The organism is Achromobacter sp. EG18 (assembly GCF_059759395.1).
On the sequence record NZ_CM186213.1, the window covers coordinates 5,466,259 to 5,478,970 of the forward strand.

11 protein-coding genes are annotated in these 12,712 nt (G+C 65.5%); 5 read left to right on the forward strand and 6 right to left on the reverse strand.

Annotated features, from left to right (window positions below; all coding sequences use genetic code 11):
• Window position 1 precedes the first annotated feature (1 nt).
• The 6 genes from purU to AC6CR5_RS25275 all read right to left on the reverse strand — a co-directional run bounded on the left by purU (window position 2) and on the right by AC6CR5_RS25275 (window position 5,205).
• A complete protein-coding gene (purU, locus tag AC6CR5_RS25250) occupies window positions 2–856 on the reverse strand; it encodes a formyltetrahydrofolate deformylase (protein WP_006388922.1) in 855 nt (284 codons plus the stop codon).
• A 3-nt stretch (window positions 857–859) separates the two neighbouring features.
• Window positions 860–1,993, reverse strand: coding sequence for an NAD(P)/FAD-dependent oxidoreductase (locus AC6CR5_RS25255; protein ID WP_020925037.1), 1,134 nt, complete (start codon window positions 1,991–1,993; stop codon window positions 860–862).
• Window positions 1,990–2,514 carry a flavin reductase family protein gene (locus tag AC6CR5_RS25260; protein ID WP_498085035.1) on the reverse strand — a complete coding sequence of 175 codons (525 nt, stop codon included), beginning with the start codon at window positions 2,512–2,514 and terminating at the stop codon, window positions 1,990–1,992. Before AC6CR5_RS25260 ends, AC6CR5_RS25255 begins: the two co-directional genes overlap by 4 nt.
• A gap of 44 nt (window positions 2,515–2,558) precedes the next feature.
• A complete protein-coding gene (gene pdxH, locus AC6CR5_RS25265) occupies window positions 2,559–3,188 on the reverse strand; it encodes a pyridoxamine 5'-phosphate oxidase (RefSeq protein ID WP_026384400.1) in 630 nt (209 codons plus the stop codon).
• Window positions 3,189–3,340: 152 nt separating this feature from the next.
• Window positions 3,341–3,994 carry a gamma-glutamylcyclotransferase gene (locus tag AC6CR5_RS25270; protein ID WP_006388926.1) on the reverse strand — a complete coding sequence of 218 codons (654 nt, stop codon included), beginning with the start codon at window positions 3,992–3,994 and terminating at the stop codon, window positions 3,341–3,343.
• Between the two features lie 2 nt (window positions 3,995–3,996).
• A complete protein-coding gene (locus AC6CR5_RS25275; protein WP_104413911.1) occupies window positions 3,997–5,205 on the reverse strand; it encodes an MFS transporter in 1,209 nt (402 codons plus the stop codon).
• Between the two features lie 415 nt (window positions 5,206–5,620).
• Between AC6CR5_RS25275 and AC6CR5_RS25280 the strand changes: the two genes are divergently transcribed.
• The 5 genes from AC6CR5_RS25280 to AC6CR5_RS25300 all read left to right on the forward strand — a co-directional run bounded on the left by AC6CR5_RS25280 (window position 5,621) and on the right by AC6CR5_RS25300 (window position 12,502).
• Window positions 5,621–6,805: an efflux RND transporter periplasmic adaptor subunit gene (locus AC6CR5_RS25280; protein WP_006388928.1), complete on the forward strand. Its 1,185-nt coding sequence runs from the start codon at window positions 5,621–5,623 to the stop codon at window positions 6,803–6,805.
• 1 nt (window position 6,806) lies between these two features.
• Window positions 6,807–8,765 (forward strand): MacB family efflux pump subunit, encoded by a 1,959-nt coding sequence (locus AC6CR5_RS25285; RefSeq protein WP_026384397.1) that lies wholly within the window; start codon window positions 6,807–6,809, stop codon window positions 8,763–8,765.
• A gap of 5 nt (window positions 8,766–8,770) precedes the next feature.
• Window positions 8,771–10,198 carry an efflux transporter outer membrane subunit gene (locus tag AC6CR5_RS25290; protein WP_238920195.1) on the forward strand — a complete coding sequence of 476 codons (1,428 nt, stop codon included), beginning with the start codon at window positions 8,771–8,773 and terminating at the stop codon, window positions 10,196–10,198.
• 342 nt (window positions 10,199–10,540) lie between these two features.
• Window positions 10,541–11,449 (forward strand): LysR family transcriptional regulator, encoded by a 909-nt coding sequence (locus tag AC6CR5_RS25295; protein ID WP_024067823.1) that lies wholly within the window; start codon window positions 10,541–10,543, stop codon window positions 11,447–11,449.
• Window positions 11,450–11,641: 192 nt separating this feature from the next.
• Window positions 11,642–12,502: a hypothetical protein gene (locus tag AC6CR5_RS25300; protein ID WP_327764063.1), complete on the forward strand. Its 861-nt coding sequence runs from the start codon at window positions 11,642–11,644 to the stop codon at window positions 12,500–12,502.
• The last annotated feature ends 210 nt before the right edge of the window (window positions 12,503–12,712 follow it).

Sequence of the window (12,712 nt, forward strand, 5' to 3'; positions counted from 1 at the left end):
CCTAGCGGAACACCACGGTCTTGTTGCGGTTCAGCAGGATGCGGTGCTCGACGTGGCTGCGCACGGCGCGCGACAGCACCAACGACTCGATGTCGCTGCCGACCTGGGTCAGGTCCTGCGCCGTCATGGTGTGGTCGACGCGCTCGATGTCCTGGTCGATGATCGGGCCTTCGTCCAGGTCCGAGGTGACGAAGTGGGCGGTGGCGCCGATGATCTTCACGCCGCGCGCATGCGCCTGGTGGTACGGGCGGGCGCCCTTGAAGCTGGGCAGGAAGCTGTGGTGGATGTTGATGGCGCGGCCATTGAGCGCGCGGCACATGTCGGCCGACAGGATCTGCATGTAGCGCGCCAGCACCACCAGGTCGATCTCGTAGCGGTCCACCAGCGCCAGCACCTGGCGTTCCTGTTCGGCCTTGGTGTCGGGCGTGACGGGCAGGTGGTGGAACGGGATGCCATAGGACGCGGCCAGGCTGGCGTAGTCGTTGTGGTTCGAGACGATGGCGGCCACTTCGGCATGCAGCTGGCCGCTGTGCACGCGGAACAGCAGGTCGTTCAGGCAATGGCCCTGCTTGCTGACCATGATCAGCAGGCGTTCCTTGCGGCGGGCGTCATGCAGCTGCAACTCCATGCCGTACTCGGCCGCCATCTCGTCCAGCCGGGCGCGCAGCGCGTCCGGGGCCGCGCCGGCCGGCAGGTCGAAGTGCACCCGCAGGAAGAAGCGGCCGGTCTCTTCGTCACCGAACTGCTGCGAATCGAGGATGTTGCAACCCGATTCGAACAACAGGCCGCTGACGCGGAAGACGATGCCGGTGCGGTCGGGGCAGGACAGGGTCAGGATGTAGTCGTTGTGCTGCATGATTCAGTGGGAAGAATGAGAAGAAGCGTCGTCCGCCAGCCGCGCCAGGGTCTCTTCGGCGAGCGCCAGGCTGGAAGTCAGCCCGGGCGATTCTATGCCAAACAGGTTCACCAGGCCGGGCACGCCATGGGCGGTCGGGCCGGCGATGACGAAATCGGCGGCCGGCTCGTGCGGACCGGAGATCTTGGGGCGGATGCCGGTATAGCCCGGGGCCAGGGCGTTGTCCGGCAGGGCCGGCCAGTAGCTGCGCACGGCGGCGTAGAAGACCTCGGCGCGGGCCGGGTCGATGGTGTAGTCCTCGGTGCCGACCCATTCGGTGTCGGGGCCGAACTTGGCCTGGCCGCCCATGTCGAGCGTCAGGTGCACGCCCAGGCCGGCGTGTTGCGGCACGGGGTAAATCAGGCGCGAGAACGGCGCGCGGCCAGACAGCGTGAAATAGCTGCCCTTGCACAGGTAATCGGTGGGGATGCTGGCGGCCGGCACGCCGTCGATGCGGCGCGCCAGCGCCGGCGCCTGCAGGCCGGCGGAATTGATCAGCACGTTGCAGCTCAGGCTCATGGCCTCGTCGCCGCCGAACTGCAGGTCGAAGCCGCCTTCGGGGCGCACCCGGCCGGACACCAGCGGGGTGTGGAACACGCACTGGGCGCCGGCGTTCTCGGCATCGCCCTGGTAGGCCAGCATCAACGCGTGGCTGTCGACGATGCCGGTGGACGGCGACACCAGCGCCGCCGTGCAGCGCAGCGCCGGTTCCAGGCGCATGGCGTCTTCGCCGGAAATGAACTGCAGATCGTCCACGCCGTTGGCGCGGGCGCGCTGCGCGATGCCTTCGAGCTGGGCGGCCTGCTCGGTGCTGGTGGCCACGATCAGCTTGCCCAGCCGCTTGTGCGGAATGCCGCGTTCGGCGCAATAGGCGTACAGCAGGTGTTTGCCGCGCACGCACAGGCGGGCCTTGAGGCTGCCCGCCGGGTAATAGATGCCGGCGTGGATGACTTCGGAATTGCGCGAGCTGGTGCCGGTGCCGATGGCCTCGGTGGCCTCGGCCACCAGCACCTCGCGGCCCGACTGGGCCAGGGCGCGGGCGATGGCCAGGCCGACCACGCCCGCGCCGATGACGACGCAATCGATGTCGGCGCTCATGACTTCCCGCCTTCCGCACGGGCGCCGGCGGGCGTCAGGTCGAAACCGCCCGCGTGGAAGACCAGCGGCGGTTCGCCGCTATGTCCGCAACGTTCGACTTCTCCCACCATGATGATGTGATCTCCCTCGACATAGCGGCTGCGGTTGTGGCATTCGAACCAGGCGGCGCAATGGCCGTCCAGCATCGGCGTGCCGCCGGGCGCGTGGTGCACGGTCAGGCCAGCATACCGGTCCGGCGTCTTGCCGGTGGCGAAGCGCCGCGCCAGCGCGATCTGGTCGGCGCTCAATACATTGACCACGTAGCGCTGGCACTGCTCGAAGGAGGCCAGCGACGAGGAATTGCGCGACAGGCTCCACAGCACCAGCGGCGGATTCAGGGACACCGAGTTGAACGAGCTGACCGTCAGGCCGATGGGGGCGCCATCGAGGTCGGCGGTGGTCACGACCGTGACGCCGGTGGCGTAGCGGCCGAGTGCGGTGCGGAAGAAGGCTGCGTCGAAATCAGGGGAGGAGGCTGGCATGCAATTGATAGATGGGGGGGCGCCGTGGCCGGCGCCCGGCGGCGTCAGGGCGACAGGCGTTCGATCTTCCAGCCCTGGCCGTCGGCGACGTAGCGCAGGCGGTCGTGCAGGCGCGAGGGCCGGCCTTGCCAGAATTCCATCGAGGTGGGCTTGAGGCGGTAGCCGCCCCAGTGCGGCGGGCGCGGCGGCTGGTCGCCGTAGCGGGCGCGGAACTCCTGCTCGCGGGCTTCGAGTTCGGCGCGGGTGATGGGCTGGCTCTGGCGCGAGGCCCAGGCGCCGATGCGCGAACCGGCCGGGCGGCTGTGGTAGTAGGCGTCCGACTCTTCGGCCGGCACTTTTTCCACCACGCCCTCGATGCGCACCTGGCGCTCGAGCGGCTGCCAGAAGAACAGCAGGCAGGCGCGCGGCTCGGCCAGCAGGTCGGTGCCCTTGCGCGACTCGTAATTGGTGAAGAACGTGAAACCCTGCTCGTCGAAGCCCTTGATCAGGACGATGCGGGCACTGGGCTGGCCGTTGGCGTCGACCGTGGCCAGGGTCATGGCGTTGGGCTCGGGCACCTTGGCGGCCAGGGCCTCGTCGAACCAGCGGGTGAACTGCTCGAACGGGGACGCGGCGGCGTCGCTTTCCAGCAGCACGTTCTTTTCGTAGCTTTGACGCAGATCGGAGACAGACATGGGACGTTTGATTCAGCGTTGATAACAAGCAGTTTATACCGCCGAAGAAACGCTCCCCTCATTGACCCCGCGCAGGGCCCGGGCAAGTTTTTGCGCCGCGAGGGCCTCCGGCGCCTTTCGGCCGGGCCTGGCGGCCCCGCGCCGGGCTCGCTTCAGGCGCCTTCGGGCAGCGCGTGGCTGTCCTGTTCCAGGCGCCGGGCGATGGCGTCCAGGCGGGCATCGTGGATGCCGGCGGCGCGCAGGGCCTGGGCGGTCTGCACCACGTAGTCGGTGCAGGGGCCGTAGCGGCCGGCGGCGCGGCGCACGATGGCCAGCAGCTCGGCCTCGGGCAGGGCGCGGATGTAGGCCGGGTTGTCCCGGTTCATGATGAAGACCAGGGCGCGGACCGGGCCGGCCTCGGTGCTGCAATTGATCCAGCGGGGCAGGTAGGCGCCGGTGGACATCTCGCGGTCCCACAGGGCGGGGAAATAGGTCGGCACCTGGTTGCCGGCCAGGCGGTAGACCACGCCGCGGCAGGAGCCGCCACGGTCCAGCCCGAACACCAGGCCGGGGCATTCCGGCGTGCCGCGGTTGACCCGCGACCACAGGCACAGCGCGCGGTGATGGCCGCGCAGGGTGGCCAGGCGGCGTTCCTCGAAGTCGAAGTCGGGGCGCCAGATCAGTGATCCGTACCCATATACCCAGACGTCTTCCCCGTCCCGCCAATGCTGCAAGGCCGCCTGCAGCGATGCCTGCCGCTCTTCGGGCGTCCACAGGCGAAAAGGCAGGCTGGCGCCGGCCACGGGAGGAGAAGACTGCATGTTCACGACTACGGTTTCCGGTCAGATTCGAGCGGGGGGTTGCGATTGGCCCAGCCGCCAGCCATCAGGGCCACGGAATAGGCCCAGAACAGCGGGGCGACGCCAATGACCGCACCCAGCGCGCCGAAGGTCAGCGGCAGGGAAACCTGGGAGCCGTTGATCAGTGCCATCCGCAACCCCACGGCTTCGGCGGCGCGGCCCGGCGGCGAATGCTGGTGCAGCAATGAAAGCATACTCGGTTGGCAGCAACCCAGCGCAAGTCCCAGGATGAAGGACAGCACGATCAGGACGCCAACGTCGGTGAACAGCGGATAAAGCATGAAATCGATGGCGGCGGTGGCCATGGCCACCCGCACCAGTGTCCAGGACCGCACTCGGCGCTGGATCAGGGGCAGTACCAGGCGGATGATGAACGTTGCCGCCGCGAAGGACGCGAGAATGACGCCGATGGTGGTGGCGGACAGGCCGATGGCGACACCGAAGATCGGCACCACGAACAAGTGCGTGTCCCAGGCGCCCGACAGGATGGTGTTGACCATCAGGATACGGCGCAGCGCCGGCACCGCCAGCAGTTCCGTCACGCGGCGGCGCTGCGCTTCCTTGGTGCCGGCCAGCTGCGAATCCACCGCCTTCAATTGGTGCCGCAGCGCATACAGGCCGCCGGCCGACAGTAGCGGACCGAGCGTCAGCAGGCCGAAGGCCAGCCGGGTGCCCAGATGGTCGATCGCCAGGCCGGCGATCAGCGGTCCCGAGAAGCCCGAGCCCGCCAGCGCCAGCGACATCAGCGAGAAATTGCGCAGCCGCTGGGCCGGCTCGGCGTGGCCCAACAGGTCCTGCGTGGCCACTTGGTGCAGCATGAAGCCGATGCCGATGCAACAGGACGCCACCAGCAGCGCGAACTGGGTCTGCGACAGGAACGGCAAGGCCGTGCCAACCGCCACCAGCGTGGTGCCGGTGACCAGCGGCCGGACGATGCCGACCCGGTCCACCCAGCGTCCGGCGCGCACCGAGAACAGCATCGGCAAAACCGCGAACACCGCCACCAGGGTGCCCACCTTGAAGGTCGACAGGCCCATTTGCAGCGCCGTCAGGGATACGGTGATCCGTCCCCCTGTCAGCGCCACATGGTTCAACATGGCCAGCAGGCACAACAGCGCCGCCCCGGAAAACTCCGGGGCGGCGCTGCGTGAAGAGGGGGGAGGGGGCGAATTGGACACGGATACGGCTTAACTGCATTCATTCTGTCCCTATCGTCGCCCTATGTCGAGGCGTGGATTTTTTGCGCCGCCGCAATTCTCGATTGCCAATGGTGACAAGATAGGCGCCATCTATGGTCCAACTGAGATGGGGATGCGGCAAGATGGCATCACGTTGCCGGCAAGGTTCCATAGAATGGAAACGCTAATGCGCCGCAACAGATGTATCGTTCGTGCAACGGAACAATATTGCCTGCCCACGACCCAATGCCGGGTGCTTTACCGTTTTTCACCCTTTCGCCACAGATTGGCCATGCTTTGACGCAGCCCCCCGTTTAGGATGAGCGGGCAGTATGGGTACGTACAGCCGGCCCGATCCGTATCGAGTTATTCGAGTGGTGGACGATGCCTCCGCCGCCTCCTCCGAACTGGTTCAATGAAAAAGCCTCGTAGCAAAGTCCAGCGTTACGTCCTGATCGCCGTCGTTCTCCTGATCATCGCCTTTGGCGTCCGCGCCGCCTTTTTCTCGTCGCCGCCGCCGCCCACCTTCGCCGTGGCCGAGGTCGTCCGCGGCAATCTCGAAGACAGTGTGCTGGCCAGCGGCACCATGGACGCCATCGAGCGCGTCAGTGTCGGCGCGCAGGCCACCGGCCAGTTGAAGTCGCTGAAGGTGGCGTTGGGTGACCGCGTGACGCGCGGCCAACTGGTCGCCGAGATCGACGATCTGACGCAGCAGAACGAACTGCGTAATACCCAGGCCGCCCTGCAGACACGCCGCGCCGAGCGCGCCGCCAAGGTCGCCACCCTGAAGCAGGCCGAGCTGGCTTTCCGCCGGCAGCGCCAGATGCTGGCGGCCGACGCCAGTTCGCGCGAGGCCTTTGAATCGGCCGAGGCCACGCTGGGCGTGACCCGGGCCGATATCGCCGCGCTCGACGCCCAGATCGTCCAGGCCGAAATCGAGGTCGACAAGGCCAAGGTCAACCTGGGCTACACCCGTATCGTGTCGCCGATCGACGGCGTGGTGGTGGCGGTGGTGACCAAGGAAGGCCAGACCGTCAACGCGATCCAGAGCGCGCCCACCATCATCAAGGTGGCCCAGGTGGCCACCATGACCATCAAGGCGCAAATCTCCGAGGCCGACGTGACCCGCGTCAAGCCGGGCCTGCCCGTGTACTTCACCATCCTGGGCGAGCCGGACCACCGCTATCACGCCACGCTGCGCGCGGTGGAGCCGGCGCCGGATTCGATCCAGAAGGACGACGCCGCCACGTCGCTGACCTCGTCCAGCTCCACATCCACCAGCGCGGCCGTCTATTACAACGGGCTGTTCGACGTGCCCAACCCGGACGAGAAGCTGCGCATCTCCATGACCGCGCAGGTTTCCATCGTGCTGGGCGAGGCGCGCGACGCCGTGGTGGTGCCGGCCTCGGCCTTGGGCAAGCGCGGCGAGGACGGGCGCTACGAGGTGCGGGTGGTCGGCAAGGACAACCAGACCGAGACCCGCAAGGTCAAGATCGGCATGAACAACAACGTGCAGGCGCAGGTGCTGGAAGGCCTGGAGGTGGGCGAGCGCGTGGTGTCGGCCGACGCCGCGCCGGTGGCCGCCGCGGCGGGACGCTGATATGGCCGAACCGTTGATTTCGCTGTCCGGCGTCCGGCGCGAATTCCCCGCTGGCGAGCAGACCATCGCCGTTCTCAAGGACATCAACCTGACCATCGAGGCCGGGGAAATGGTGGCCATCGTCGGCGCGTCCGGTTCGGGCAAGTCGACCCTGATGAACATCCTGGGCTGCCTGGACCGCGCCACCAGCGGCGACTACCGCGTCAGCGGCCGCAGCACTGGCGAGCTGGACCCTGACGAACTGGCCGAATTGCGGCGCGAGCATTTCGGCTTCATCTTCCAGCGCTACCACCTGCTGTCCGACCTGACGGCGCAGGGCAACGTCGAGGTGCCGGCCGTCTACGCCGGCAAGCGCCGCGAGGCCCGGCTGGAACGCGCCGCCGACCTGCTCGAGCGCCTGGGGCTGGGCGAACGCACCGGCCACCGCCCGGGCCAGCTGTCCGGCGGCCAGCAGCAGCGCGTGAGCATCGCCCGCGCGCTGATGAATGGCGGCGACATCATCCTGGCCGACGAGCCGACCGGCGCGCTGGACACGCACACCGGCCAGGAAGTGCTGCGCATCCTGGAGGAACTGAACGCCGCCGGCCACACCATCATCCTGGTCACCCACGACATGAACGTGGCGCGGCACGCGCAGCGCATCATCGAGATCAGCGACGGCGAGATCGTATCGGACCGGCGCAACCCCGACGCGCCGCGCATCGAGGTCAAGCGCGAGGAAGCGGCGCCGCTGCCGCCACGGCCGGCCTGGCAGGCCTACCTGGACCGCTGCGGCGAAGCGCTGCGCATGGCGCTGCTGGCCATGAACGCGCACCGCCTGCGCACCTCGCTGACCATGCTGGGCATCATCATCGGCATCGCCGCCGTGGTGTCGGTGGTGGCGCTGGGCGAGGGCTCGCGCCAGAAGATCCTGGAAGACATCAGCGAGATCGGCACCAATACCGTCGAAGTGTTTCCCGGCAAGGACTTCGGCGACGAAAAGGCCCTGACCATCCGCACCCTGGTGCCGGCCGATGCCGAGGCCCTGTCACGCGAGTCCTACGTGGACAGCGTCACGCCCGAGGTTTCCACCAGCAACACGCTGCGCTATCGCAACGTGGCGGTGAATGGCTCGATCCAGGGCGTGGGCGAGCAGTACTTCCGGGTGCGCGCGGTCAAGCTGGCGCAGGGCAAGTTCTTCGATGCCACCAGCGTGGCGCGGCGCGCCCAGGAAGTGGTGATCGACGAGAGCACCCGCAAGACCCTGTTCGGTTCGCACACCGACCCGATCGGTCAGGTGGTGTTCCTGGGGTCGATGCCGGCGCGGGTGATCGGCGTCACCAAGAAGAACGACACGGTGTTCGGCAACAACGAAACCTTGAACGTGTGGATTCCCTACACCACGGCGCTGTCGCGTGTGCTGGGGCAGCAGCACCTCAAAAGCATCACCGTGCGCGTCAACGACGCCGCGCCGCCGGCGGCGGCCGAGCAGGCCATCACCAAGGTGCTGCTGCGGCGCCACGTGGTGAAGGATTTCTTCGTGTTCAACACCGACGCGATCCGCAAGACCATCGAGCGCACCACGGCCACCATGACGCTGCTGGTATCGCTGATCGCGCTGATCTCGCTGATGGTGGGCGGTATCGGCGTCATGAACATCATGCTGGTGTCGGTCACCGAGCGTACCCGCGAGATCGGCGTTCGCATGGCGGTGGGCGCGCGGCGCAGCGACATCATGCAGCAGTTTCTGATCGAAGCCGTGCTGGTCTGCCTGATCGGCGGCGCCGTGGGCATCGCGCTGTCGCTGGGCCTGGGCGTGCTGGTCTCGAAAGCGACCGGCGGGTCCTTCCGCATGATCTATTCCACCGCGTCGATGGTAGCGGCATTCACCTGCTCGACCCTGATCGGTGTGCTGTTTGGTTATCTCCCGGCGCGCAACGCGGCGCGCCTGGATCCCGTCGAGGCCCTGGCCCGGGAATGAGAACGATGAAAGCTGTTTCCCTGATCCGCAAACCCGCCGCCCTGGCCCTGGTGCTGGCCCTGGCCGGCTGCGGTGGCCTGCTCAAGAGCGAATACGAAACGCCGCGGATGCAGTCACCGGCCGCCTGGCGCCACGGCGCGGGCGCCGACGCGCCCGCCAACGCGCTGGCCGCTGGCGGCGCCTGGTGGCGCAATTTCAACGACCCGGTGCTGGACGGCCTGGTCGATGGCGCGCTGGCGCGCAACAACGACCTGGCCGCCGCCGCCATCCGCGTGCGCCGCGCGCAATTGCAGGCCGGGCTGGCGCAGGACCAACTTATCCCGCAACTGTCCGGCACCGGCAACGTGACGCGCGCGCGCAACCTGCGCGGCGAACGCGAAATCACGCGCACCAACAGCGCCGAACTGTCGATCGGCTACGAGGTCGACCTGTGGGGCAAGCTGTCGCGCCAGCTCGACGCCGCCGAGTGGGAAGCGCTCGCCAGCGAGCAGGACCGCCAAAGCTCCGCGCTGTCGCTGGTGGGCACCACCGCCACGCTGTATTGGCAGACCGCCTTCATCAACCAGCGCATCGCCAGCAGCCTGGAGAGCATCGCCTACGCCCGCAAGACGCAGGAACTGGTGCGCGCGCAATATGCCGCCGGCGGCGCCTCGGCGCTGGAAGTGGCCGAGGCCGAACAGACCGTGGCCAGCCAGCAGGCGGCGCATGCGCTGCTGGTGCAGCAACGGGTGGAATACGTGAACGCGCTGGCGATCCTGTTCGACGGCCCGCCCGACCGCGTCATGGCCGACCCGCAACGCCTGCCGCAGTACCCGCTGCCGCAGGCGCGCGAAGGCGTGCCGGCCGAACTGCTGGGCCGCCGTCCCGACCTGCGCGCCGCCGAACTGCGCCTGCGGGAGTCGCTGTCGAACATCGACGCGGCCCGCGCCAGTTTCTATCCGACGCTGAACCTGACCGGCGCGCTGGGCAGCTCCAGCCCGACGCTGTCGAATGTGCTGCAGAACCCCGTGGGCACGCTGACGGGGGCGCTGACGCTGCCGTTCCTGCAATTCAACCGCCTGAACCTGAACCTGAAGGTCTCGCGCGCGGATTTCGACGAACGGGTGGTGAAATTCCGCCAGGCGCTATACCAGGCCATGGCGGATGTGGAAAACGCGTTGTCGAACCGGACGCAGTTGCGTCTGCAGGCGGAGCAGTTGGACGCGTCGTTGAAGGCGGCGCGCGAGGCGGAGCGCCTGTACGAGGTGCGCTACCGAGCGGGATCGGTGTCGTTGCGGTTCTGGTTGGATGCGCAAGAGAAGCGGCGCACCGCCGAGATCGCGCGGGATGAGAACGCCCTGAATCGATTGGTGAATCAGGTGAAGGTCTATCAGGCGCTGGGAGGGGACGATGTCGTCGTCATGGCCGGTGCTGGCGCGGTGGACGGCCGATGAGCGGATCGCGCCCATTAGCGCGTTGAAAAAAAACCGGCGTCGGCGCGCGATATCGCCGGCGCCAGCGCTGAAATCCGATCGCGTTCGACCCTCCGGGCCGCGTCAGCTTCGATATTGGCTCGGGCAGTTCGCAAGCTGACCCGCAGCGCTTCGGCCTGTTCCCGAATCGTCGCCTATGCCGTCAGATTCGGACGGTTTCACCTGATGCAATAGAAGACGGAAAGCAGCGTCAGCCGACGCTGAATCATGAAGGCCGTCGCTACAATCGATTGACCGCGCAATACCCCGCCAGACTGATCACGTTCACCGCAACGTACGATCACCGTCACCGAAATACTCAGAATGAACTTGCGACTGCTGAAGTACTTCGCTGTGTTGGCCGACGAGTTGAACTATCGCCGCGCCGCCGAACGGCTGCATATTGAAATCTCGCCGTTGTCTCGGGCGATTCAATCGCTGGAAACCACCTTGGGGGTGTCTCTTTTTGTGCGGTCCAACCGTGGCACCCTGCTCACGCCGGAGGGGGAAGCGCTACGGGAGCACATCCCGGCCATATTCAGTGCAATCGGCCATGCACGCGACAGCGTCCTAGGCGTGGCCGTTGGCAATCGCGGCGCGCTACATATTGCCCTGTCAGAAGGAATGAACCCGACGCGATTGGCCGCGTTGATGGCCGGTTGCCGCGCGGACGAGCCGCGCGTGGTCATCCATTTTTCGGAGGTGCCGTTCGCCCAGCAGCTCGCAGGCCTGGACCAAGGCCTTTACGACCTGGGTTTCGCGCCATCCGACCACGTGGGCCGCGGCATCGTGGCTGAACGAGCCTGGCAAGATCCGATCCATGTGGTCCTCCCCACCGGCCACCCGTTGCTGGCGATGGAAGTGATTCCCTTGAGCGAGGTTCTCAGGCATCCCCTGGTACTTGGCGATCCGAAGTATTGCGAGGGATGCCGCCAGCAAATCGACCGCTTGATCAGTAAGGGTTCGGCCCAACCTCTCGTGGCGGCGCAGGTGCAGTCGACCTATCTCATGCTTTCGATGGTGGCCGCTGGCGTCGGCCTCGCACTGGTGGGCGCTTCCCAGGCCCTTTCAAACTGGGAACTCGGCATCCTCAGCCGCCCGCTGGCCGAGCCGGCGGCGTTGACGACTTGGCTCCTGCGCTCAACCCGTGTCGCACGCCAGAACGTGGCGCGCTTCGTTGAGCGGGTGATTGCCATGCGCGAAGACACCTCTCCACCTTCCCGCGCGCGGTAAACGGCCACTATCGGCGCGTGAGCCCGCCTCGATCACATCCCCACGTTACCTTTTGGGCCTATCACGTTGCCCATAAGGCAACGTGATAGGCCTTTCGCCGTTCTAGATTGAAAGATCCAATTCCCTGCCTTTGTAGCGCTTTTGGAAAAGAAGTCAGGGGTGTCAATTGCTGGAATCAATCAGGAGCTGCTTGTGCAAGTATCCAATTCAACGCTGTCAGGTCCGAGCGGCCCGCTCGGATTCAACTATTCGTCCACGCGGTTCACTACGGACGCGAATGGGGAGGCCCGCTTTACCGAAGTCATGGGTTCTGCAAAGCAAAAATATATCGAAAGCCCCCCCGCATCGAAGGCCGTGATCCTGTCTGATAAGGCGGTGGCGCTGTCAAGCCAGGAGACCGAAGATGAGGATGCAGATCTCAGCTTGTTGGCGTGCTGGACACCGGAAGCTCTGGCGCGTTTCGCAAATAACTATACAGAGGCCGAACGGTATCAGAAGCTCGAGATTATGGTTTTCAATAGCGCATACACGCCAGGGCACGATTGCAGCGAACTCACGTCGGAGGGCGGTCCCATATATTATGGGACCACGAGAATTCTGGTCACGCCCGAAAGGGAGGCCGCGTTAAAGCGGCAGCACGATACATTTGCAGCTCAACAGGAAGCCTTGTATGTCACCGAAATGAGTAAGGGGAGCTCGGCTATGGATATCTACAAGAAGATCGGGAAGCTGATTTTGGCGCAGCCGGGTGATTTTGCCTATAAATTTGGGATTAGTGTCAAATATCGCGAAAGAATGGATGCTCTTACCGCGGCTTATAACAGTGCGCATAATAGCCAGTTTGGCAGGCATGTCGATCATTCCTCATCTAGTATGCCACTCTCGAATGAGTCGAAGGTTGACGCATTGGTGAAAGCGAAGACTGGCCTTGCGCATAATTCCGTATTGCAAAAAGCGAGTGATCTAGAGCGGCAGCGGCAACAAATATTAATGGACCTGCTTCATGGGAAAGCAGGTTTTAGGTCTAAATCTGCATCCAGCCACCGAGTGTAGGTTGTAAATTTAAAAGTCCTGCGCCCGGGCTGTTTTTAGAAAAAATTCCTGGCAGAAGTGGTGCTCGATGATTTTCATCGGGCATTTTTTATTTCGTAATCTGGCCGGTTTTGCCTGATTTATAAGGTCACGCGTGTTCCAAAAATAGCAATATGCGAGTTCACGGCCGCGTTCAAATTGAGGTGGCAGGTCGTCAACCTGCTTCACCCT